The following is a 23,650-nucleotide window of genomic DNA, read 5'->3' as shown; positions in this document are numbered from 1 at the left end:
GCACCCTTGAGAAATAGGTAACAACAATCTAGCATCTATTGCAAACAAAGCACCAACAGTGGTTCGGTACATGCTACAATAGAAAAAGAAGTCCGTGAACAGTCACCATCGTCATGAACAGGAGGCGTTGCAAATGCAGGCACATCAACTGCTGATCCAGCACGGCGACAATCCGGCGGCAATGACTCGCCGGCTGCTGGAACGATCCGGTGTCCGGCAGGAAATCAAGCCGGGAATGAAAGTGGGGCTGAAGCCCAATCTGGTGATGGCCAAGCCCGCCTCAGAAGGTGCCACCACCCATGTGTCCATTGTCAGGGCACTGGTGGAAACCCTTCAGGAGTGGGGGATCACAGATATTACCATTATGGAAAGTGCCTGGGTGGGTGACAGCACCCGAAAAGCCTTTAAAGTCTGCGGCTACGAAGCCCTGGCCCAGGAAACCAATGTGAAACTGCTGGATCTGAAAACCGCTCCCACCGTCACCCTGCAGGCAGGCTCCCTGAAATTGAAGGTCTGCAAAGCACCGCTTGAGGTGGACTACCTCATCAACCTGCCGGTGATGAAAGGCCACTGCCAGACCCGAATGACCTGCGCCCTGAAAAACATGAAGGGCTGTATCCCTGACACTGAAAAAAGCCGGTACCACACCATCGGCCTCCACGAACCCATTGCAGCAGTCAATACCCTGCTGAAACAAAACCTGATTCTGGTGGACGCCCTAAACGGCGACCTCACCTACGAAGGCGGTGGTTCCCCAGTGCCGCTGAACCGTCTGATTCTGGGAAAAGATCCGGTACTGGTGGATGCCTGGGCAGCCCGGTTTATGGGGTATCAGATGGAAGAAATTGAACACGTGGCTTTAGCCGCCGCCAAAGGGGTTGGCTCTGGGGACCTGACACAGGCAGAAATCCTCCAGGAAGGCAAAGCCACCGGCAAAATTGATCAGAAAGCCATTCGGGGCGATGCTGCCGCATTTAAACGCTACATTGATGAACGTTCCGCCTGCTCCGCCTGCTATGCCACCGTGATTCACGCCCTGCGGCAGCTGGAGCATCAGGGAAAACTGACGCAGCTGAAAGAAACCCTGGCAGTGGGTCAAGGTTTTCAGGGCATTCTGGGACCTGGGCTGGGCATCGGCACCTGTGCCGCCGGATTGGAACAGCACGTGGACGGTTGCCCGCCAGATCCGGAGGCAATCGTGGCATTTTTGGAAGCCTATTTGCGGGATTCTCACTGACTTTAACAAGTCAACCAACGACACCGCCACCGGCGGCGCCAATGATTTTCGGTGGACGACTGACGACTGAATGTGAACAAAACAGCGGAGAAGGGAGCAACCAGCATGTTGGAAGTGACACAGGAATTGAAAAAAGCGTATTCAGGCGGACATATCGGTGTGTTGGCCTTGTCAGGCATGTCAAACAGAGAAGCGACACCTCAGCTGGAGCAGGAGAAAAAAGCCGTGGAGGAGACGCTGCGGTCCCGGTTGCAGCACTATGATCGTGCTTACCTGAAGTCCATGGACCCTATCAGTACCTATCGTGACTACTATCAGTCTTTCCGGAAAACCTATCATGTGCTGCTTCAGTTGGAATCCATTGTCTTTAAAGGCAAATCCATTCCAACGGTATCACCGGCTGTGACAATGATGTTCATGGCAGAACTGAAAAATCAGATGCTCACAGCCGGACATGACTTGGATGTGGTGGCGGGAACCCTGAAAGCAGACGTGACCCGCCAAGGGATGACCTATGAATCCATGAGCGGAAAGACCATTGAAACAGCTGAAGGAGATATGATGATCACCGATGACCAGGGCATTCTTTCCAGCATCATTTACGGCCCCGATCAGCGCACCCGCATCACACCTGAAACAGAGCAGGTGGTGTATACCGTTTACGCACCGCCTGGAATTTCGCAGGCATTGGTGGAAGAACATCTTAAAGACCTGAAACAGTATGCCACACTGGCCTCTCCCGGGGTGAAGGTGATCGGTGAAGATGTGATAAAGCTCTAATGGCGTCGGTTGTGACACACCCTTCTAGCCATACATCCATACAACACATCCTTACGTCCATAGATCTATATATCCATCCATTCATAAACCCAGACACTTATACACGTATTCATCTGTACACGTACACACCAGTACCATTAGACGACCATGTGTCGATGTACTGAAACAGGAGGCATGCACATGAAGTTCATTCACACATCCGACTGGCATTTGGGCAAAATCCTTCAGGGCCAATCCCTGCTGGAAGACCAGCAGCACATGCTTCGCCAGCTGGTGGCGGCAGTTGAGTCAGAAAAACCGGCGGCCGTCATCATCGCCGGCGATCTTTATGACCGCTCCATTCCCCCGGCAGAGGCGGTGAAACTGCTGGATGACACCCTCTATGAGCTGGTGGTGACCCTTGAGACACCTGTGCTGGCAGTGGCAGGCAATCACGACAGTCCCAGCCGCCTGCGTTTCGGCAACCGGCTGATGCAGGCAGCCGGGTACCACATCGCCGGGGAGCTGACCGATGCCTTTCAGCCCGTCACTCTTACCGATGCCCACGGTCCCGTGGCATTTTTCCTCCTCCCCTATGCCGATCTGGGCACCATCCGTCAACACTATCCAGAGGCAGAAATCACCGGGTATGGGGATGCGTATCAACTGCTGCTGGCAGATATTGACAGGCACCGACACCCGGAAACCCGATGTGTGCTGGTGACCCACGCTTTTGTCACTCCCGGGGGTGAACCGGAGGCCAACACCAGTGATGCCGAAAAACAACTTTCTGTGGGCGGCGTGGAGTTTGTGCCCGCAGAATTCTTTCAGACCTTCCATTACACCGCTCTGGGCCACCTGCACCAGGGGCGTCAGGTAATGGAAAAGAAGATTCGCTACGCCGGTTCCCCTCTGAAATATTCCATTCGGGAAGCTCACCACGCCAAAGCCTTCGATGTGGTGGAACTGGACGCAGCAGGTCAGGTAACCATCACTCCCTGGCCGGTGAAAGCCCGTCGAGATGTACGCACCGTCACCGGGCGGCTGCAAGAGGTGGAAAACCACCCCCTGTGTCAGGATTACGTGTGGGTCAGCCTTACCGATGAACACCCGGCACCAGAGGCCATGGAACGGATCCGCTCCGTTTATCCCAATGCCCTGGGCCTTCGCTGGGAAGCCCTCCACCGGAAACTGGCCATGGAAACAGCCCCCCTCACCCTGGAGCGCCACCGGCCGTCAGAAATCGTGGAAAGCTTTTTTGAAACCTTTACGGGACAGGCCTTGTCAACAGATGACAGGAAGCTGGTGACAGACCTGCTGGAAGAAGCCATGCGGGAAGAAGGGGGGACAGAGGCATGAAATTGTTAAGGCTCACCATGACAGCCTTTGGCCCCTACCGGTCACAGGAAGTGATTGACTTTGAAAAACTCAATGCCGCCCGGCTTTTCGTCATTTCCGGCAACACCGGTGCCGGTAAAACCGCCATTTTTGATGCCGTTTGCTTTGCCCTCTACGGCCAGGCCAGCGGTACCAGCCGAAAAGACTCCCAGGGGCTGCGCTGCCTGCTGGCCGATCCGGTCACCCACACCGAAGTGGGCCTCACCTTTGCCATGGGCCAACACCGTTACCGGGCCCAGCGGCGCATGGGGCTTGTGAAACCGGGGAACAAAACAGCCACCGGAGAAGAACACCTGCTGGAACGGTGGGTGCCTGAATCTGAAGCAACTCCTGGCAGCGAAGCAGGCCGGTGGGAACTGATGCTGGAACGCAACCGGGTGCGGGAAATGAACGACACCATTCAACAGCTTCTGGGCCTTGATCAACGACAGTTCACCCAGATTGTCATGTTGCCCCAGGGAGAATTTGAAAAACTGCTGCTGTCAGACTCCACAGAAAAAGGCGTGATTCTCCGGCAGATTTTTGACACCGGTCTTTATGAACGCTTCACCAAAAAACTGGAACACCAGGCCCGGGAAGCCTCCCGGCAGTACGAGAAACAGGCGGAAAAACTGAAGCTGCTGGAAGAACAGGCCCGGAGCCTGTTTCAACGCAAAGCTGATGCTGCAGTGAGCCCTCAGGAAACCCTTGCTTCCCTCGCCAATGAATCGCAACAGGCCGTATCAGTACCTTTCGAAATGACGGTGGGAGCCCTTGACAGCGTCTTCTCCCAGGAGCAGTGGAACACCCGCCAGGTGATGGCCGCTCTGGATGAAGAACTGGAACAGCTGCAACAGGCAGTGAGCCAGGGGAAAGAAGATCTGAAAGCACTGGCAAAGGCATCGCAGCAAGCCGCCGAAGATTTGCTGAAAGCCCAAACCATCAACCAGCAGCTGGAGGCCTTGGCAGTACGCGAACAACGGTTTCAGGCACTGGAAGAAGAAAAGGAAACCAGGGAAAAACAGGAAGAATTACTGGACCAGGCCCGGAAAGCCCAGCGAATTGAAGGCGAACACCGGCTGTTGGAAGAGCGCATGAAGGAGGCAGCTGCACAGAAGAAGCTGCTGAAAGAAGCCGAAGAACACCTGAAACTGGCAGATCAGGAGCAGAATGCCGCCAATAAGGCCTATGAGGAAGAAAAAGACCGGGAACCTCTGCGGGCCAGCCTGACAGAAAAAGCCACCCTGCTTCGGGGGTACCTGCCGGCGGTGAAGACGCTGGCAGAAGAAACCGCCAGGGCTCAAAAACTAACCCTTCAATATAAAGTGGAAAAAGAAGCACTGGAAACCCTGGTGAATCGGATCAAGAAGGGGAAAGAACTGCGGAAACAGCAAAAGCAGGAACAGGAGACCCTGGAAAACGTCCTGGAAGACAGTGAAACACTGCCGGAGGAGCAGGCACGGTTAACAGAGCTGAAAAACCAGTTAACCAACGGGGTAGAGCTGACACAACTGCTGAAAGAACAGAAGTTAAATGCCCACAAGGCTCTCAAAAAATGGGAAGCAAACAAAAAAGACTTTGAAGCCTTGGAACAGCAGTGGGTGGAGGGCCAGGCCCTGCAGTTGGCAGCCCATTTAAAAGACGGAGAACCCTGCCCCGTCTGCGGCAGCCAGCATCACCCCCAGCCGGCCTCGGCAGCCACCCCGCCCATCTCCCGGGAAGCTGTTCAGCAGGCCGGTAAACAGGTGGAAGCCGCCTCTGGCGTTTACCAGCAGGCAGCCGCCCAGGCCAAGGCCACCAAAGAACAGCTGAGTAAGGTGGAAGAATGGCTGAAGAAAAAAGAAATTCCATTGGAAGACCTGACAGGATCCCTTGAAAACACAACCCGACAGTTGACAACCCTCACCAATCAGGTGAAAGCTGTTCAGGAAAAACGAAACGATTTGAAAAAACTAAAAGTAGAACAAGTGAAGAGCGAAAAGCTGCTGGAAGAACTGGAACAGAAGCATGGCGCCAAGGATGAAACGCTCCAGCAGTTGAAGGAGCAGCTAAATCAGCTCCAGGGAAGTCTGGAGGCCCGTCAGAAGCAGATTCCCCAAGAGCTGCATCAAATCACTGCCCTGGAGAAAGCCATCAATGAAGCGGACAAAAAGCGGGAAGAAGCCCAACAGGTCTGGGAGAAAGTGCAACAGGCCATGACCCGCAGCCAGAATACCTTCGCCCGGGCAGAAACCAAGGTTCAAAATGCCCGGCAAAACCTGAAAACCACTGAAGAGCAAGGGGCACACCAGCAGCAGGTATGGCTCCAGGCTTTGAAACAGGAAGACTTTGCTGATGAAGCCGCCTTCAAACAGGCGCAGATGAGCCGGGAAGCCATGGCAACAGATGAGGCAGATCTGAAAGCCTACCGGGAAGAAAAAAACCTCCTCACCCAGCAACTCCGGGAGCAGCGGGAGGCACTGAAGGGAGCCAAAAAGGCAGACCTCATGGCCTTGAAAGAAGCTGCCGACACCCTGTCGAAAAATCTGGAAACCCGCCGACAGCAGGAAGCCAATCGGGAAGAACAGCTTCGTCAGGGCCGGCAGTGCCGCCTTCAAATGGAAAAAGAAGGGATACTGCTGGAAACTCAGGAAGCCCTTCGCAACCGCCTCACCACCCTCCACCGCACCGCCAACGGCAGTGACAACCAGGAGCGCATCAGCCTGGAAACCTACGTGCAGCAAACCTATTTCCACCAGATCCTCCAGGCCGCCAACCGGCGGCTGCGGCTCCTCACCGATGGCCGCATTGAACTGGTACACCGGGAAGAGCGGGAAAAGCACGGAAAGCGCAGCGGTCTGGGCATTGAAGTTTTCGACATGCACAGCGGCAGTACCCGCAGCGTGCACACCCTTTCAGGAGGGGAAAAATTCAATGCCTCCCTCTGCCTGGCTCTGGGGCTTTACGACATCATTCAGCAGGAGAGCGGCGGTACCATCATGGAAACCATGTTCATCGACGAAGGCTTCGGTTCCCTGGATACCCACGAATCCCTCCCCCGGGCAGTGGACCTGCTCATGGAAATCCAGCAGGCTGGCCGGGTCATTGGCATCATCTCCCATGTGGAAGAGCTGAAAGAGCGGTTGCCGGCTGTGCTGTCAGTTCAGAAGCAATCAGATGGCAGCAGCCGCACCAGTATCCAGGTGAAAGGATAAGGCATTAAGGAATCAACCAGCAGAAAAATACAAAAAAATCATAAATGTACTGCAAAGCCCTTAAATAATATGATAATATTATTTAAGGGCTTTGCTTTAATGATCATTACCAAAAATACAATGAAATCACGCCAAAGTGTAAAATGGTCAGAGTCAGAGTCAAGTCCAGGCAATGTGTCATTTTCTCGGTAATGCTTCGGATCATGGTTAAACAACATCACCTTTTATCTCAGGGGAAAGTTAAAATGATTGAATGGCATGAGTGAGTGTTCATAAAAATAGACAGAGGATCTCATGCAAGTGATCCGACAGAATTATCTAAGTCCCATTAATAACACCATGAGGAGGTAAAGCAGATGAAAAAGCTGGGAGAACTGGCAACCATTTACCGGGGGCGTCTGATTCGAAAGGAAGAACTGAGCCCCGGGGGAAACATTGCAGTGCTGAGTGTGGCCCATGTCACCCCAGGCTGGGTGCGGCTTCGTGGGGAGGATGAACAGGACCGCATTCGGGAAAATGATGAAGACATGACCAGGTATCAGGTACTGCCGGGAGATGTGGTGATCACCAGCCGGGGCACACAGCTGCGGGCCGGGGTCTATCGTGAAATGCCGTGGCATGACACCACCAGAAAGAACGGCCCTGCTCAACACCAGAAACAACCGTCGGCGGTGATTCTTTCTGCCAACCTGACAGGGCTGCGGTTTCAGGATGAGGTGCTGGCAGAATATGTAAATATTTTTTTCAACAGCCCCCAGGGAATGCACCAGCTGACCACACTTTCTGAAGGTGCCTCAGGGATCAATCTTGGAAAAAAACAACTGGAAAGCCTGCTGATTCCATGGCATTCCAGAGAAGTGATGGCGGCCATGGCAGCACGGTATCAAAACGCCCTTCGGGCTCATGAAGAAGCGATCACCCAGGCGGCAAGAGAGTGGAAAACGGCCTGTAGAGAAATCAATGCGTTATTTGATGAAACCAAGGGCAAAGCTTTCGGGGATGTCACCGAAGAAGCTACCCAGCTCTTGCATGTGTGGCAGCGTGTTCAGACAATGGCCCCCATGGAAAAGATAGCTCCAAAACCAAAGGTATCCACTCAAACGAAAGACAGACTGCTTATTGAACTGGACTAAGCTAAATGAAGCCAGACTAAGTTGACCTAATCGGAGATGAGACTGGCTGCCTGATGAAAAATATTCGGTTAACAAATTGACCTGAACCCGTGGCATGTACTAAGAAAACAACTGATACAGCCTCATAAGCTCAACAACTCCAAATTTTTCCACTAATACCGGGTCAATTATCCATTAAACGGCCGATGTAACTTTGCTTCCTGATCCTGCTGGCTGGGTCAGCCGGAGAAGAGCAGTCACTACTCTAATTATCAACGACACACGACACCGGAAATAATCGCTTCTATGCTTTTTATGAAATATTCAATATCTTCATGGCTTATAGTTAATGCTGGATCAAGCCGAAAAACCTCAACACCAGGGCGTTTCACAAGGATTATATTCTTTTTATGTAACTCCGCATTTATTATATCGGCATAAGAAAAGTTTTCGTTTTTCTCAAATTCAATTGCAAACATCATGCCTCTTCTTCGAATTTCTTTGATAATCCCATATCTGTCATTTATTTGACTTAATCCTTTATAAAGTTCTTCTCCGATTTCTCTGGATCTTTGTAGAAGGTTTTCGTTCTCGATAATTTCAATAACAGTATTTGCAACTGCTGCTCCTAAAGGATCATTTTGATGAGATTGCGCATAATGAAAATCGTTTAAGTTTAATTTATTCAGCACATTTTCGGAAATGACAACACAACTGACAGGATATCCATTCCCTAAACCTTTACCTATTGCAATAATATCTGGGGTAAAATCATAATGATTATATCCAAACCACTCACCAGTTCTTCCAATGCCAGTAGTAACTTCATTTGCTATTACAATTCCCCCATTTTCTTTGACTTTTTGATTTATTTTTATAATCAATTCTTTAGGTGGAAAATGCACAAGTCCCAAGGAACTCCCAGGCTCAAAAACAAATGCAGATACTTTTTTAAAATCAATTGTATTGATGTCTTGATTGTTCAACCAGTCAAATTCAATCCAATTTGATTCAGACCGTTCACCTGAAATACCATAGGCCGATAAATAGCTGTTTTTCAGAGTTAAAAAATACGGCTTGTTAGAAAAACTTTTTGTCATTTTTATTGAATACTCTACCGCCTCGCTTCCAGAACAAAGAAAAACGCATTTTCCAGAATTGATTCCAGTAATTCTTAATATACTTGCAGCCGCTGCATTAATGACTGGATTGAGATAGCAATAGCCGGTATGAATCATTTTCTCGGATTGTTCAGTGATAGTTTGAGTAATCTTCGGATGACAATGGCCTATTGAAGTACACCAAACACCAGATTCAAGATCCAGATATTTGTTTCCATCAGAATCAAAAAGGGCACAATTTTCTGCACTAATAAAATTTTCATATTTCAGTTCAAAACCAGTACTTATTAAAATATGCTCCATTTTCTTTTAACCTCCCTTATTTCTATTTCTTTTACATTTTGGATAGGCTACACTTGATTGCACAGAAACGTTAAGGTCATGCATCACTCATTATTCTTCATCCGCCTGCAGATACAATCTCTTGTTGATTAATTCCAACAGGAGTCTTAACGAAGCAGGGGTATACTCCCTGTCAGCTTATTTATCTTCTTTTCAATGCCACAAATTGCAATCCCCAAGTACTGCAGTTCGTTTTCCTGGACACCCGTCATTTTTTCGATAAACTCCTCATAAGTCTTGCAACCCTGAGCCAAATCAGAAAAATCAACAACGGTCAAATTCCCATAATCTGGTTGATACAATTTTTCTCGGATACTTTTTATCAGCTCCCTGTTCCCTTTAAGAATAGGTACCGGAAATTCAATAATCCCCGGATGTAATTGACCGCTCCCGTCTATAACGTCATCACCAACCACTTCCGGTACTCTCATTCCCATAGTAATGCCAAGAATAGCTGCAGTATTGACAATAATGCCTAGCGGCAAATTTTCATCAATTACCATAACACACTTTTCATTTCGTGAATCCATTTCTGTTTTCCTCCTTTTCGTAGCATAACCCTCTCTGAAACCCGGGAACATTGATCATTTAGCACTTAATTGCAAGGTGAAATATGGCCGGCGTTGATGTTATTTTTCATCATGACTGACTCCGACGACTGCATTAATATCTTTTTTCAGGAAAATATCCCGGTAGATGCCAGGTGAAAGTCCAATAAACCGGTTAAAGAAATTTGTGAAGTGGCTCTGGTCAGAAAAACCCGTCTGTAAAGCCGCCTCGACAGGCGGCATCCCCTGTTTCAACAGTTTTTTTGCCTCATTAATCCTGATGGCTTCCAAGTAAAGGTAAGGCGTAACGCCCTTTGAATTTACAAATGCCCGCAGCAAAGTAGATTTGCTCAAATGTGCATGGTTGCACAGTTCATCCAGGCAAATTTTCTCAGCGTAGTTTTCCTGCAGGAATGAGCATACATTTTCAATTTCTTCCCTGCACTCTGGAATACAACATTCAAAAGGCTGACCATACTTCTGGAATAACAAAGAAAGCATCAACAGCAGATGTTCTTCTTTCTCAAACTCATTGGAGCCGCGCATAATTAATTGGTGAAGTGGCTGCAGGTAGCAGGTCAATTCTTCATCAAAGATTACGTGCTGTGAAAATCCCGGCAGTTCACACTTTCCCGTCAATTCTCTTGCCAAATCCAGCATAACATTTTGAGATATATTAAACCCACGATAATCAAAGGTCCCCTCATCATTTTGTACACAAGCGTGATTATCTCCCGGATTAAACAAGACGATATTTCCCCTCTGAATGACATACTCACTGTTTCTGCAGGACAAAATTCTTTGCCCGCCCTCAATAAATCCTATCACATAATATTCATGGAAATGGTTAGGGAAAGGTTTCATAATTCCTTCAAAATGATACGCTTCTATATGAAGTTCTTCGTCATAGCATATCGTACGTACTTCCTTTTTCACGGCGGCATCCCTCCTGAATAATAGTTTTTTCCAATTTACCATGCATAAGAGAGAAAAGCTTGCACAATATCTTCATTTTTAAGAGCTAATAAGCATTATCTAAATTCTAACGGACCGGATTCCCACCGGTTAAACATCTGAAACCGAACTGGCGCACACTTCTCAGATATTGGGATATCTCTATTATACCGGAGTTCACCGGTTGGGTGAAATGGTGAACACCAAAGAAAACTTGTCGTTTTAATGGATTGACTGTGGTGTTGGTGATATTGTTTCACCGATTAAGGAAATGAAGCAAATCAATAAATCCTAAAGAAAATGAATGCCAGGGAAAATTGTAACTGCTCCATGAATCACAGGAAAATTTGTCAACTCAATGGCAACAAGACCAAAAGGCGGAAATCAACATCACTGTCAAAATACTGGTGGGATGGGCTGGATATTTCCGACAGGAGGCGGTATAATAAAACAGAAAGTGAAATTTCGGAATAGTCTCACAAATGAGAATGCCGCGCGTGTCTATCCGGAAAAAAGTCAACAAATCGTGTAAATGTTCTTTCAGAAGATGCTACAGCTCTTTCCAGAAGATGCTACAGTTTTTCAGAAGATGCCGGCAGAAAACACCGGCCCATGCGCATCCGGAGAGAACCGAAAGGAGGGTGCCGCCCCCAGGCAGAATCGTCACACCGTCCACCCATGAAAAGTTTTGAAAAGGAGGCTGCTATCTATGCAGTTACGTCAACATCGCCTGTCGATCATTCTCCTGGTGGTGGTTATGTGCCTCATGACCACCTCACCGGCACTGGCCTACCGCCAGATGGAGATCCACCTGCCCCTGAACGAATCAGAAGTCATGGTGAATGGGGCTTCCGTCACATTAGAGGTGCCGGCACAAATCGTCAATGGCCGCACCCTGGTCCCTCTGTCATTTCTGACAGAACAAATGAAAGTGCCCGCCAAATGGAACGCCGCTAACCAACAAGTGACCCTTGGTGCCGACGGGGCCGTTGTGTTGACCATTAACGAAACAACGGCAGAAGTGAATGGGGAGACAGTGGCCCTCGATACGCCTGCTGTGATCATGGCAGGCCGCACCCTGGTGCCCCTCAGCTTTATTACCCGAGCCCTGGGAGCCGAAGCTGTCTGGGATGCCGAAACCAAAAGTGTTCATGTAACAGCTGCGCCTCAAATGGCGCTGGCTGAAGAACTGTATACCCAACCGGTGGCAGGGGAGGCTGAAGTGCTGGCAGCCCTTGATCCTCAGTACGGCTGGGATTTTGCCCTGGCACTGGGAGAAATCGGCAGCTATGTCAACGACTGGGGTTTCCGCATGGGCGCCACCGATGCCGGACGTGAAGCCTCCATGCTGGCTTATGACGCTTTTCTGGAAATGGGTGTTGAAGCAGCCCTTCATCCCTTTGAAATGTATGGCTGGAATCCCCTGGATGCCGGCATGACCATTCTGGAAATGCCTGATGTGGACATTCCTGTGGTACCCGCCCCCGGCCCTGCCGGCACTGATGCCGAAGGCATCACCGCAGAGCTGGTTTATGTGGGCAATGCCACCCGGGAAGACCTTGAAGGCATTGATCTCACCGGCAAAATTGCTCTGGTGGCCTGGAATGAAGACTATGTTTCATGGATCGCCCAAGTGGGGCATCAGGTGCGCCGCCAGGGAGCCATTGGGGCACTCTACTTCTGCGAAGACGGCTACGGGCAGGATGAATCCGGCGAAGCCTTCTACGTGGCTGACTGGAGCGGTGCCGATATTGACATTCCCGTCTGGAACACCCCTAAAAAATACGGCGAGATGCTGGCGGAAATGCTGGCGGACGAACCCCTCACGGTCAACCTGTTCTCATTGGTGGAAATCGATGAGAATGCCACCGGCTATAACGTGGTGGGCATGATCCCGGGAACCGTTTATCCCAATGAATTCGTCATCATCAACGGTCATACCGACGCCTATTTCCAGGGTTTCATGGATGACTCTCTGCCGGTGGGTCTGATGATGACCATCGCCAAGGCAATGGTGGATGCCGGTTACGAGCCCCATCGCACCATGGTTTTTGTAGCCCATGAAGCAGAAGAATTTGGTGTCATGGACACCGTCTACGACTGGCTCATTGGTTCCTGGGCCTTACTGGGAGAAATGAAGGGCGAATGGGCCGGCAGCACCGTGGCCACCATCACCCTGGAACTTCTGGGCTATGAAGGGACTCCTCAGCTGCCCATGCGTTCCTCCGATACCCTTTATTTCCACCTGATGAATATGACACAGGGCCTTGATACCACCGGATTCGAAGAGCCGGGAGTTGAAATTCGCAACACCGTGGGCACCTGGTCTGACGAGTGGTCTTACTCTTACCACGGCATCCCCACCATGCGCACCCACACCGACTACAACATCACCTACAATTTCTACCATTCCCAGCTGGATCAGGCCGACCGGGTGGACTTTGACAAATATGTTGCCAACCTGCGCGCCTTCACCACCCTGATGATGCGCTACGACCAAACCCCGGTGATGCCCTATGACCTGGCCCATACCCCCCACCGCTATCTGGAAAGTCTGAACCAGGAAGCCCTCACCGCCCAGGGGCTGGGGACAGAACTGGCTGAAGCAGCCGCTGCCTATCAGGACCAGGCCAACGATCTGCTGGATATGACGTTGGCGCTCACTGCCCGCCTCATGGAAATGGAAGAACTGCCGGAAGCAGCGGCAGCCGCCCTGCCCGCCCTGAACCAGGCGCTGCGCAATGTGGCCCGCTACGTGATCACCGAATCCCAATACCTGTCTCAGGAAAGCCTGGTCCACCGGGTGCATTTCTATCAGAACCTGCCAAACACCTTCCAGCAGGCCATTGAGTATCTGGAAGCAGGCGATGGCGCGTCGGTGCTGGAAGAGCTCAGCTTCCCCGGCAAGTACTACGCCGAGTTCTATGACTACGAAACCTGGTACAATTCCTACCGGGCTGCCATCGATTCAGAAACTCTGGGCAATGACCTGTTCTGGTCAGAAGGCCGGTTGCTGAAATTCTACAACCACTACCGCACCCTGGAAAGCATCCGGGAAAAAACCGCCGCAGGCGACACGGATTTCACAGCTGAAATAGCCGCCTTCGAAGGGTTTAAAGCAGACGCAGAAGCCCGGCTGGCACAAGCTTACCGGGATGATCTGGCCATGTGGCAGCGAGCGGGCAATCTGCTGCCCATCACACAGGCAGAAGCGCTGATGAACCTGATTCAGTAAACCGTCATCAGCCGTCATCCGTCCCAATCGGCCACTTGCCAATGAAACAATGTTCGTGATTTGATGAGTGGATAAGGTTGCGGCAAGCAAAAAAGACATTCAATGGCACAAATAACAGAATAATAAAGAGAAATGTTACAATTAACGTTCTGTTAATGAGCAATGTGAGAAAAAAATACAGAAAAGCGGTTGACAAAAAATAAGGTCCGCTGTATGATGATGAAAATCCACTTGGCACACCACCACACTAAAGTGATTGGCCGGGTGAACAAGGAACTATGATAGTCATGTATATGACAGTCATGCAGTCGATGAAGGAGAACAGTAAACAGGTCAAGGTTTCAGAGAGCCGGCGGTTGGTGGGAGCCGGTACCCCACACTGTTGAATCCGCTCCAGAGATGATGGGTGTTGCAACCCGTCCGGTGGAAGACCGTTATCAGTCAGTAATGAGGCCTGGCAGGTGAATGAACCCCATTCCCCAGGCAAATCAAGGTGGCACCGTGGAAGAGATCTAGCTTCCGCCCTTGGCAGACGTCTGCCGGGCGGAGGCTTCGTTTTTTTTGAAGACGCATACCGGCAGCAACAGGCAGCACCCCTCTTCAGTTTCGGCCATCATTTACTGCCGAAACAGTAACACACATCCATGTGAAGCACTTGTCGGTGCAGTAAAAGCAGGGAAAGGCAGGGAACAGGCAGTAAGGCTTATAAGCCGCTGTCGGGTCATCTGCCGGGTCTTCAAAAAAAGGAGGAAAAAACATGAAAATCATTGTGGCAGAAAAAATATCGGATAAAGGCATGGAGGTGTTGCAGGCATCCGGCGCTCAGGTGGACCTAAAGTTAAAAATTCCCCGGGAAGAACTGCTGGCAATCATCCCTGACTATGATGCCATTGTGGTGCGCAGTGCCACGAAAATTGACGAAGAATTCTTCGCCCATGCCGCCAATGTGAAAGTGGTGGGCCGGGCCGGCAACGGGGTGGACAACATCGACATGACCGCCGCCACCAAGCACGGGGTCATCGTGGTGAATACCCCTGATGCCAACAGTGTATCCGCTGCAGAGCACACCATCGGGCTGATGCTGGCTTCCAGCCGCAAAAGCCCCCAGGCCAACACGGCCATGAAGAACCGCATCTGGGACCGTTCTCCCTTCACCGGCACCGAGCTCTACCGAAAAACCGTGGGCATTGTGGGCCTGGGACGTATTGGTGCTTTGGTGGCCACTCGGCTGCAAGCCTTTGATATGAAGGTGATTGCCTACGACCCTTACATTGCCGACAGCCGATTTGAAAAATTTGGTGTAGAGAAAAAAGAAACCCTGGCAGAACTGATGCAGGAAGCCGACTTCCTCACCGTCCACACGCCTAAAACCAAGGAAACCCTGGGAATGATCGGTAAAGAGCAGTTTTCCCTGGCGAAAAAGGGCCTACACATTGTCAACTGCGCCCGGGGAGGCATCATCGACGAAGAAGCCATTGCTTGGGCAGTGACAGAGGGTATTGTGGTTGCCGGCGGCGTGGATGTGCTGCAGGATGAACCCGCCACCACCTCGCCCCTTTTTGATCTGGAACACATCATTCAGACCCCTCACATTGGGGCTGATACCGTGGAAGCGCAGGACAATGTGGGTGTCAGCATTGCCCACGAGGTACTCAGTGCCCTGCGGGGCGAAGTGGTACCCAACGCCGTGAACATGCCCACCATGCAGCGCCAGGAGCTGGAGCAGGTGAAGCAGAGCCTGAAACTGGGTGAAATCATGGGCAAATGCTACTACCAGCTGAACAAAGAGCCGGTGGAACAGCTTGAAATCATCTACAGCGGTGAAACCGCCAAAATGGAAACGGAAATGATCACCCTGGCAGTCTTGAAAGGACTCATGGAGCCGGTGATTCAGGAAAAGGTGAACTATGTGAACGCAGGTCTGCTGGCGAAAAACCGGGGCATCGAAGTAGTGGAAAGCAAAATTGCCGACAACGAACACTACCTGAACTTCATTCAGCTGAAGGTCCACTCGAAAGAAAAAACCTTCACCATCGGCGGCACTGTTTTCGGTAAAAACGAACTGCGCATTGCCGAAGTTAATGGGTTTGTCTTTGATGTCATTCCCACCGATTACATGCTCATTGCTGAAAACATCGACCAACCGGGAATGATCGGCAAAATTGGTACCATGCTGGGGCAGAACAATATCAACATTGCCACCATGCAGGTAAGTCGCAACGTACAGGGAGAGAAAGCCATGATGTTCATGGCCATCGACACAGAGCCCACAGAAGCAGACCTGAACAAGATCACCACGGTGGACGGTATTCTGAAGGTGCAGTTCGTCAAGATGGCATAGGCGGAAAGGAGCAGACTAATGACAGAACCAACGACACAACCATTTAAAATAGCCGTTATCGGAGGCGACGGGGTGGGTCCTGAAGTGGTAGCTGAAGGTGTGAAGGTGCTGGAAAAAATCCAGGCACTGGACAGCAGCGTGGCCTTTACCTTCGAAGCATTCCCCTGGGGCTGCGAATATTACCTGCGGGAAGGAAAAATGATGGCCGACGACGGGCTGGAACAGCTGAAAGCCTTTGACGCCATCTTCCTGGGAGCCGTGGGTTACCCGGGTGTTCCAGATCATATCTCCCTGTGGGACCTGCTCTTAAAGATTCGAAAAGGCTTTGACCAATACGTCAACCTGCGGCCGGTGAAGCTGTTAAAGGGCGCCCCCTGCCCTCTAAAGGGTGTGGAGCGGGAAGCCGTGAATATGACGGTAATTCGGGAAAACTCCGAAGGAGAGTATGCTGGTGCCGGCGACTGGCTTTTTAAGGGTCAGCCGGAAGAAGTGGTGCTGCAAACCGGCGTCTTTTCCCGGAAGGGAACGGAGCGCATCATCCGTCACGCCTTCGAAGTGGCCCGAAAAGAAGGACGAAGCCTGACCAGTATCAGTAAAGCCAATGCCCTGAACTATTCCATGGTGTTCTGGGACCAGGTGTTTCAGGAAGTGGCCCGGGAGTACCCCGAGGTGGTCACCTATTCCTACCTGGTAGACGCTGCCGCCATGTTCATGGTGCGTGATCCGGGACGCTTTGAAGTGGTGGTCACCTCCAACCTCTTTGGTGATATCCTCACCGACCTGGGAGCCGCCATCGCTGGCGGTATGGGCCTGGCCGCAGGTGCCAATCTGAACCCGGAGAGAAAGTACCCCTCCATGTTCGAGCCCATCCACGGGTCAGCTCCCGACATCGCCGGGCAGCAGAAATCCAACCCCCTGGCGGCCATCTGGTCCGCCAGTCAGATGATGGACTTCTTCGGCCGGGAAGATTGGGGAGCCGCCATTCTCGAAGCCATGGAAGCGGTGCTTCAGGAAGAGCAGGCCCTCACGCCTGATCTGGGTGGCACCGCCACCACCAGTGACGTGGGAGACGCGGTGATTGCCAAACTGGAAGCGCTGGCCCCCTGATTTTGAGTGCTGAAAACAGCATGGAAAAAAAGAAACAGCTGCTGTACTGAAATATTCCCGGTAAAATTGACAGATGATAAGATAACCAGACTGCTGAGCTCCATCAATGATGGGGTTCAGTTTTTTTATGCCGCAATTAAAGACTACTAACAGTAAGTAACAGCAAGTAACAGTAAGTAACAGCAAGTAACGGGCAGAAGTTGCGTCATTAAGAGGCGGCAGCAAGCGTAATGGTTGAAACAAATGAAACATATGAAACAAATGAAACGAATTATGAAACAAATAATGAAACAAGTTTTAATCAGATGTTCCAAGACGGGCACTAAATGCTGAAAATACACACTTTTCAGAGATGGCACACTCTTTGCATTATTAATGTGGAAACCATTAAAAAATCACAATGTTGATCATAATCATAAAGGAAACATCATGCTGGAGAATCAAGGCGTTTCTGACCTGCAAAGTGAGGTGCTAGGGAGTGGACGGTCAATGGAAAGAAATAGACGAATCGATCAGGAGAGGCAGTCGGGTCATAGAAACATCTCAGAATCAGCGGTACAAGTCAATTGTATGGACAACGCTGCTGGAAATTCAGAAGCAGTTTGATGTGAGTGTTCATATTCTCGAAATTCGCTGCCTGGCGCAAGGGATTATTCCTGAGAAATACGTGCGAAATATACGTGCCATTGGCACTGCCGGGCAAACAGCTCTTATCCGCAGCCGTATTGGCATTGCGGGCGCAGGCGGATTGGGAGGACATGTGGCAGAACTGGCGGCACGAATGGGGTTTGGATCCATCGTTTGTGTGGATGGCGATGACTTTGAAGAAAGTAATCTTAACCGGCAAACGCTTTCCCGGTATGATTTGCTGGGTACCTCCAAGGCAGACGCTGCCGTTGGAAGGATCCGGGAAATCAATCCAGCCGTCGAAGCCGTTGCGGTGGCAATGAAATGCACAGCAGAAGATTTTATCAACTGCTTTAAAGACTGCCAACTGCTGATGGATTGCCTTGATTCGTCAGATTCGCGAAATCACTTGATGCAGGCGGCCGTGGAACTGAACATTCCCTGGATTCATGGTGCCGTTGCCGGTTTTCGGGGGCAAGTGATGACAGTTTTCCCCGAAGACCAGCGGGTTGCCGGGTTGATGCGTGTTTCACAGGATGGGAAGGGCGCTGAAAAAGTGATGGGAACACCCTCCGCCAGCCCCGCCATGGTCGCTGCCTGGCAGGTACAGGAGGCCATTAAAGTGATCACGGGAAAAGGGACGTTGATCCGCAACCGGATGCTGATTATGGACGCATATCAGGGGACGGTGCAGACCATAGAAGTATAACAAAAAAGGAGCGTGAAGATGCGTGTTGAAAGATCGATTGGAAATTGACCTGAAACGAGTGGAAGAGATTAATGCATTTTTAAAGGATCCGGGAAACCCGCTGATCCAGGAAATTACACGGGTGGTTGGCAAATACGGAACACCCGAGCAGATCAATGCCAAAGCCCGCCAGGCCCGGCAGCTGCCGGTGATGATGGATCGGTTGAAGCGGATGAATTCACCCTATGTGAAGGATCTGGAATGGTTGATGGAACAGCGGGATCAGGGCGCGTTTATCACCGTAGGCGAATACCGTCAGAATATCATGGGGGATTTGGCAGCCCGCACCTATTTTGAGGAAGGCAAGGCAGTTACCCTTGAAATCAGTGCGCTGCAGTACTTTCCTTGGCTGATCACCGAAGCCAAACAAGCCATTGAAAAAAAAGAAATGATGCCCGGCCGTTATATTCGGGTGCGTAAAATGAAAGAAGCAGAAGGAGACAACGGAGACACCATCGCCATCGCTGCCGCCATGGAAATCATCGGGGCCAGCTATGTGGAGACACTGGATACCAAAGGAACAGACGGCTCCAACGTTCATTTGGGAGGACCGGAGACCATCACCGGCTATTTCGGCGGTATTGGACAACCCAACAAACATCCATTGAAATGGATTGACGAATACCTCTATTACTATACCCAGTATGGTGTCAGTCAGGTACTAAACATCAATCCCGGCACTGTGTTCATCGCCTATATGCTTCACAAGATGGGAATTGACATTGAATTCAAGATATCTGTGTTCATGGGTAACGACAATCCCTTCTCGGTACTCTGGACACTGATGATGGCCAAAATGTTTTCGCGGGATGACGGCACCACCCCCCTGGTGGGCTTTAACCTGAGCAACTCCGTGGATAATGAAACCATTGAAATCAGTTCGCTCATTCGCAATCGATTGGATCTAGAAAACAATGTGCGCATTGAACACCACATTACTGAAACCTACCAGAGTATTGTGCGGCAGCCCTACAACCGAAGGGATGAACTGCTGGAAATAGCCGCCAGCGTACCTAACATTGCTGCCAAGCATGAAGGCGGAGACCCGGATGTGGAAGCCGAACGGGAAAGCCCTTCCAGCATTCTCCACTACTTCCGGGACAAATCGGAAATTCTGGAAGCCGGCGATATGGCCAGCCTGGAGCAGAATTATCTGGACAAGCATCAGGCCGTCAATCGAACCGCAGCAGCTTTGACGGAAAAAGGACTCTCCTTCATTCCGGCCCGAAAGCTACATCGCATCTAGCGGTTTTCTGTCAGACTTCATCTCTAAAGCACTCCAGGATTGCCAGGTGGTTGTTTTGTGCACAAGATTCATGGAGCGGTTATCTGGCAGTCCCAGGATGCTTTTTCTACAATAATGGATGGTAAACGAAGGATGGTGAATAAGCATGTATATTGATCAAGAAAAGTGCATCGGCTGCCAGAAATGCCTGAACTATTGCCCGGTAGCGGCCATTGAATACAGCGGGCGCAGCAAAGACCAGAAAGCCTATGCGTTTATTAACAGGGATGAGTGTGTGGAATGCGCTGTCTGCTACCGGGCGCGGGTATGTCCGACGGATGCTTTTGTTCAGGAAGCCCTGGACTGGCCCCGTATCTTGCGAAGTGCCTTCAGCGACCCCTTTAACCCCCACAAAGGAACTAATGTTCCAGGAAGGGGAACGGAAGAAATGAAAACCACCGATATCACCAACCGGTTTCCTGAAGGAACGATTGGTATTGGCCTGGAGTTTGGCCGGCCGGGCATTGGACTTCGGTTGAAAGAAACTGAGCCGGTGATCCGACGTTTGCTGGAATCCGGCATCAAACTGGAACCCTGCAATCCTTTGACCGAACTGATCACCGATGAAAACACCGGCCAGTTAAAGACAGATGCTGCCAACGAAAAAGTACTTTCCGCCATTGTGGAATTCATCGCTCCCCTGGAACAGGCAGAAGAAGTTTTTGATATTATCCGTGAAGCAGCCCAGGCAACAGAAACTGTCTTCAGTCTGGACATTGTGGGCAAAGTGTCGGCAGATGGCTCCATCCCCGTGATGCAGGAAGTTGAAAAAGCCGGCCTGCGGGTAGCACCCAACGGAAAAGTGAATGTTGGTTTGGGAAGGATGGTGGCGAAATGACCCACTCATTGCACCGAAAAGGAGAACCATCAGATCTGAACCGTGATTTTGTGGTACTGTCCATGGCAGCGCAGGGATTCAACAACGTTCAGTCAGCCGATAAGCTCCGGGAAATCTTCAACATTATCGTCAAATATGAACCGGTGAACTATGGAGAAGTGTTTTCCGGACCCATTTTCCGCAGTTCCAACGAAGAAATGCTGAAAAATATGAAAGATAACTCCTACATTCACTTTGTTTTTGACGAACAGGAAAAGGTGGCAGGTTTTCTTCGCGAACTGAAAGAAGCTGACTATGCCATGTCGGTGGTGGTCAGCGGTGTGGTGGAGGAAGTGAAAAAAGCCTGTGAAAAAGCCGGCCTGAACATGCACACAGTGAACTTCTCCGGAGGCATTCTGGGCAATACCGGCCGGCTGCCGGAAGCGTCGGTTTTGGAAATTACTACCATGTGCGGTCATGGCCTTATTTCCGCCAATTTGGTAAAACAGATGGTTCTTGACCTGAAAAAAGGCCGGGGAGATTATCGGGAATATGCCATTGACCTGGCGAAGCAATGCCAGTGCGGCATTTTTAATCCGGACCGGGCGGAAAAAATTCTCAGGCGAATGGTGGACGACCAGTAATGAAGGAAATGGAGCAAAGGAGGAGATGCAATGAGTTTGTATGGTTATGCAGAACAGATTCTGCGCTGTGATTTGACCACCGGCATCTTGTCGAAAGAGTTGGTGACGGAAGAAATGGCGAAAACATGGCTTGGCGGTGTGGGATTCGGTGCCAAGTACCTGTATGATGAGGTGAAGCCATCGGTGGGCTGGAGCGACCCGGAAAACCGGCTGATTATGACAACGGGCCCCTTGGCAGGCAGCGGGGCAGTAGGCGCAGGAACCTTTAACATCACAACCAAGGGAGCAGTGACCGAGCTGGCGGGTGCTTCTCAGGCCAACGGGTTTATGGGTGCATACATGAAACTGGCCGGGATTGATGGAATCATTGTTCAGGGGGCTTCAGAAAAATGGGTGTACCTGGTGGTTCAGAACGGTGAAGCCCGGTTGGAAGATGCCGCCGATCTGGTGGGCATGGACACCGTGGAGCTGGAAGATGCCATACGGGAAAAGCTGAGCGCCGGTGAAAAGGAAGTCAGCGTCTACGGCATTGGGCCCGCCGGCGAAAACCTGGTGCGTTTTGCAGCCATTGTGGGAGACCGTGGGCATGTGGTGGCACACAATGGCATGGGGGCGGTAATGGGTTCGAAAAAGCTGAAAGCAGTCGTCGTTTACAAAGGCAGCCAGAAAGTACCGGTAAAAGATCCCGAAGCTTTGAAGCAAGTGAACAAGGAAATGTTTGAATTTGGGAAAACCTTTGCAGGCGTTTATGAATGGGGCACCGGAGGAAACTTCTCCAATATGCACACCATCGGGGCACTCCCTGTTCGCAACTACACCACCAGCATTTATCCGGAGCATGAAGAGATGGGCGGCAAGTACCTGCGGACACACTACAAGCTGAAATCCACGCCCTGTTACATGTGTCCGGTTGCCCATGTAAAGGAGTGTACCGTCACTGAAGGCCCCTACCAGGGGTTCGTCGGCGAAGAACCCGAATACGAGCAGATGGCTGCCTGGGGTCCACAGATTGGCAACACCGAACTGGGGTCGGTGGTGATGCTGGGGTCGGAAGTGGACAAGGTGGGAATGGACTGTAATGAAGCCTCATGGGTGATAGGATGGGCCATGGAGTGCTATGAGAAAGGCGTTTTTACCATAGAAGATACCAATGGGTTGGACCTGACTTGGGGAAATGTGGAAGCCGTCAAAACCCTGTTGAACCGGATTGCACGGCGGGAAGGCAGTTTTGCCAACCTTTTGGCAGAAGGCACCATGCGGGCTTCCCGAAAAGTGGGCGGCGAGGCAGCCCAGTGGGCCATCTACGGCGGCAAGGGAGCAGCTCCCCGCGGCCATGACCACAGGGGCGTTACCCGCTGGTTTGAACTCTTCGATACGTGCATCAGCAACACAGGCACCATCGAGTCCACCTTTGGCGGGGTGCAGCCCCAGTTTGTGGAGATGGAAGGTGTGGAAGATCCTTTTGATCATGAGGGCGTGGCAGCATTCACGGCCAAATACAATGGTATTCGTCAGATTGATGACTGTCTGGGAACCTGCCGCATCATTTCTCCCCAGCCTAAAGAACTGTTGAAATCCCTGAATGCGGTCACCGGATGGAACTGGGAACTGGAAGATGCCTTCCGAACAGGCAAGCGGATTGTTCACCTGCTGCGCCAGTTTAATGTGGAACATGGCCTGAAAGCGGAAGATGAAAAACCCTCTGTTCGATACGGGTCCACGCCGGTGGACGGACCGGCAGAAGGCAAAAACATCATGGAAAAATGGGATGTGATGCAAAAAACCTACTACGAAACCATGGGCTGGGATCCCGATACCGGAAGGCCGCTGCCAGAAACGCTAAAAGCCTTCGGTTTGAATAAGGTAGTGGAAGCAAAATGAGAGAGGTGGCGGTGAAAGTTGAAATGATGATTCCGGAAGGGCCTGTTGAACAGGGATATCACCATCCCACGGCAGAAAAGAAATTTTTATGGCGGGGCCTGGTACCGGAAGCAATCACGCCTGTCGGATTGCTGGAAAAGCTGGCGGTGGAACACGAAATCATTCGGGAAAAAGTGTATGATCCCTCTGAAAACCGATTTTTGGCCGAATACATGGTGATCCTGAACGGACGGTTTTTGCCCGTGGAGGAAATGAGTGAGCGTTCTATACAGTGCGATGATGAGTTGATGATTTTACCGGTACCCTTTGGAGGATAAGGAG

The 23,650-nt window shown here is 50.9% G+C and carries 17 protein-coding genes and 1 other annotated feature; of the genes, 14 read left to right on the top strand and 3 right to left on the bottom strand.

Going from position 1 to position 23,650, the window contains the following annotated elements:
- The first annotated feature begins 133 nt into the window (after positions 1 to 133).
- The 5 genes from QOL74_RS08365 (at position 134) to QOL74_RS08345 (ending at position 7,700) form a co-directional block, all read left to right on the top strand.
- A complete protein-coding gene (locus QOL74_RS08365; protein ID WP_283409009.1) occupies positions 134 to 1,237 on the top strand; it encodes a DUF362 domain-containing protein in 1,104 nt (367 codons plus the stop codon).
- 105 nt (positions 1,238 to 1,342) lie between these two features.
- Positions 1,343 to 2,017 (top strand): hypothetical protein, encoded by a 675-nt coding sequence (locus tag QOL74_RS08360; protein ID WP_283409008.1) that lies wholly within the window; start codon positions 1,343 to 1,345, stop codon positions 2,015 to 2,017.
- Positions 2,018 to 2,197: 180 nt separating this feature from the next.
- Positions 2,198 to 3,355 carry an exonuclease SbcCD subunit D gene (locus tag QOL74_RS08355; RefSeq protein WP_283409007.1) on the top strand — a complete coding sequence of 386 codons (1,158 nt, stop codon included), beginning with the start codon at positions 2,198 to 2,200 and terminating at the stop codon, positions 3,353 to 3,355.
- Entirely contained in the window at positions 3,352 to 6,567 is a 3,216-nt protein-coding gene (locus QOL74_RS08350) for an SbcC/MukB-like Walker B domain-containing protein (protein WP_283409006.1), read from the top strand. The genes QOL74_RS08355 and QOL74_RS08350 overlap by 4 nt, the downstream gene beginning before the upstream one ends.
- Positions 6,568 to 6,923: 356 nt before the next feature.
- Entirely contained in the window at positions 6,924 to 7,700 is a 777-nt protein-coding gene (locus tag QOL74_RS08345; protein WP_283409005.1) for a restriction endonuclease subunit S domain-containing protein, read from the top strand.
- 251 nt (positions 7,701 to 7,951) lie between these two features.
- On the opposite strand, the gene QOL74_RS08340 is transcribed toward QOL74_RS08345, so the two are convergent.
- The 3 genes from QOL74_RS08340 to QOL74_RS08330 all read right to left on the bottom strand — a co-directional run bounded on the left by QOL74_RS08340 (position 7,952) and on the right by QOL74_RS08330 (position 10,626).
- Complete coding sequence (locus QOL74_RS08340; RefSeq protein WP_283409004.1) at positions 7,952 to 9,103, bottom strand: class-III pyridoxal-phosphate-dependent aminotransferase; 1,152 nt, start codon at positions 9,101 to 9,103, stop codon at positions 7,952 to 7,954.
- A gap of 146 nt (positions 9,104 to 9,249) precedes the next feature.
- Positions 9,250 to 9,672 (bottom strand): DUF2000 domain-containing protein, encoded by a 423-nt coding sequence (locus QOL74_RS08335; protein ID WP_283409003.1) that lies wholly within the window; start codon positions 9,670 to 9,672, stop codon positions 9,250 to 9,252.
- Between the two features lie 99 nt (positions 9,673 to 9,771).
- Positions 9,772 to 10,626, bottom strand: a complete 855-nt coding sequence (locus QOL74_RS08330) for an AraC family transcriptional regulator (RefSeq protein ID WP_283409002.1) — start codon at positions 10,624 to 10,626, stop codon at positions 9,772 to 9,774.
- A 727-nt stretch (positions 10,627 to 11,353) separates the two neighbouring features.
- Between QOL74_RS08330 and QOL74_RS08325 the strand changes: the two genes are divergently transcribed.
- The 9 genes from QOL74_RS08325 (at position 11,354) to QOL74_RS08285 (ending at position 23,646) form a co-directional block, all read left to right on the top strand.
- Positions 11,354 to 13,879, top strand: coding sequence for a stalk domain-containing protein (locus QOL74_RS08325; RefSeq protein ID WP_283409001.1), 2,526 nt, complete (start codon positions 11,354 to 11,356; stop codon positions 13,877 to 13,879).
- A gap of 302 nt (positions 13,880 to 14,181) precedes the next feature.
- Positions 14,182 to 14,409: a binding site (T-box leader), on the top strand.
- A gap of 227 nt (positions 14,410 to 14,636) precedes the next feature.
- Positions 14,637 to 16,220, top strand: coding sequence for a phosphoglycerate dehydrogenase (gene serA, locus QOL74_RS08320; protein WP_283409000.1), 1,584 nt, complete (start codon positions 14,637 to 14,639; stop codon positions 16,218 to 16,220).
- 18 nt (positions 16,221 to 16,238) lie between these two features.
- Positions 16,239 to 17,327 carry a tartrate dehydrogenase gene (locus tag QOL74_RS08315; RefSeq protein ID WP_283408999.1) on the top strand — a complete coding sequence of 363 codons (1,089 nt, stop codon included), beginning with the start codon at positions 16,239 to 16,241 and terminating at the stop codon, positions 17,325 to 17,327.
- Between the two features lie 478 nt (positions 17,328 to 17,805).
- Positions 17,806 to 18,663, top strand: a complete 858-nt coding sequence (locus QOL74_RS08310) for a HesA/MoeB/ThiF family protein (RefSeq protein ID WP_283408998.1) — start codon at positions 17,806 to 17,808, stop codon at positions 18,661 to 18,663.
- Positions 18,664 to 18,685: 22 nt separating this feature from the next.
- The gene (locus QOL74_RS08305) at positions 18,686 to 19,948 is read left to right on the top strand and encodes a hypothetical protein (RefSeq protein WP_283408997.1); all 1,263 of its coding nucleotides are present in this window, start codon (positions 18,686 to 18,688) and stop codon (positions 19,946 to 19,948) included.
- A 145-nt stretch (positions 19,949 to 20,093) separates the two neighbouring features.
- A complete protein-coding gene (locus QOL74_RS08300; protein ID WP_283408996.1) occupies positions 20,094 to 20,825 on the top strand; it encodes a 4Fe-4S dicluster-binding protein in 732 nt (243 codons plus the stop codon).
- Positions 20,822 to 21,448, top strand: a complete 627-nt coding sequence (locus QOL74_RS08295; protein ID WP_283408995.1) for a hypothetical protein — start codon at positions 20,822 to 20,824, stop codon at positions 21,446 to 21,448. Before QOL74_RS08300 ends, QOL74_RS08295 begins: the two co-directional genes overlap by 4 nt.
- A 30-nt stretch (positions 21,449 to 21,478) precedes the next feature.
- A complete protein-coding gene (locus QOL74_RS08290; protein WP_283408994.1) occupies positions 21,479 to 23,329 on the top strand; it encodes an aldehyde ferredoxin oxidoreductase family protein in 1,851 nt (616 codons plus the stop codon).
- The gene (locus tag QOL74_RS08285) at positions 23,326 to 23,646 is read left to right on the top strand and encodes a hypothetical protein (RefSeq protein ID WP_283408993.1); all 321 of its coding nucleotides are present in this window, start codon (positions 23,326 to 23,328) and stop codon (positions 23,644 to 23,646) included. The genes QOL74_RS08290 and QOL74_RS08285 overlap by 4 nt, the downstream gene beginning before the upstream one ends.
- Positions 23,647 to 23,650 lie beyond the last annotated feature (4 nt).

Source organism: Anoxynatronum buryatiense (genome assembly GCF_900182905.1).
Classification (GTDB): domain Bacteria; phylum Bacillota; class Clostridia; order Peptostreptococcales; family Tindalliaceae; genus Anoxynatronum; species Anoxynatronum buryatiense.
This window is presented reverse-complemented; position numbering and strand designations above follow the sequence as displayed.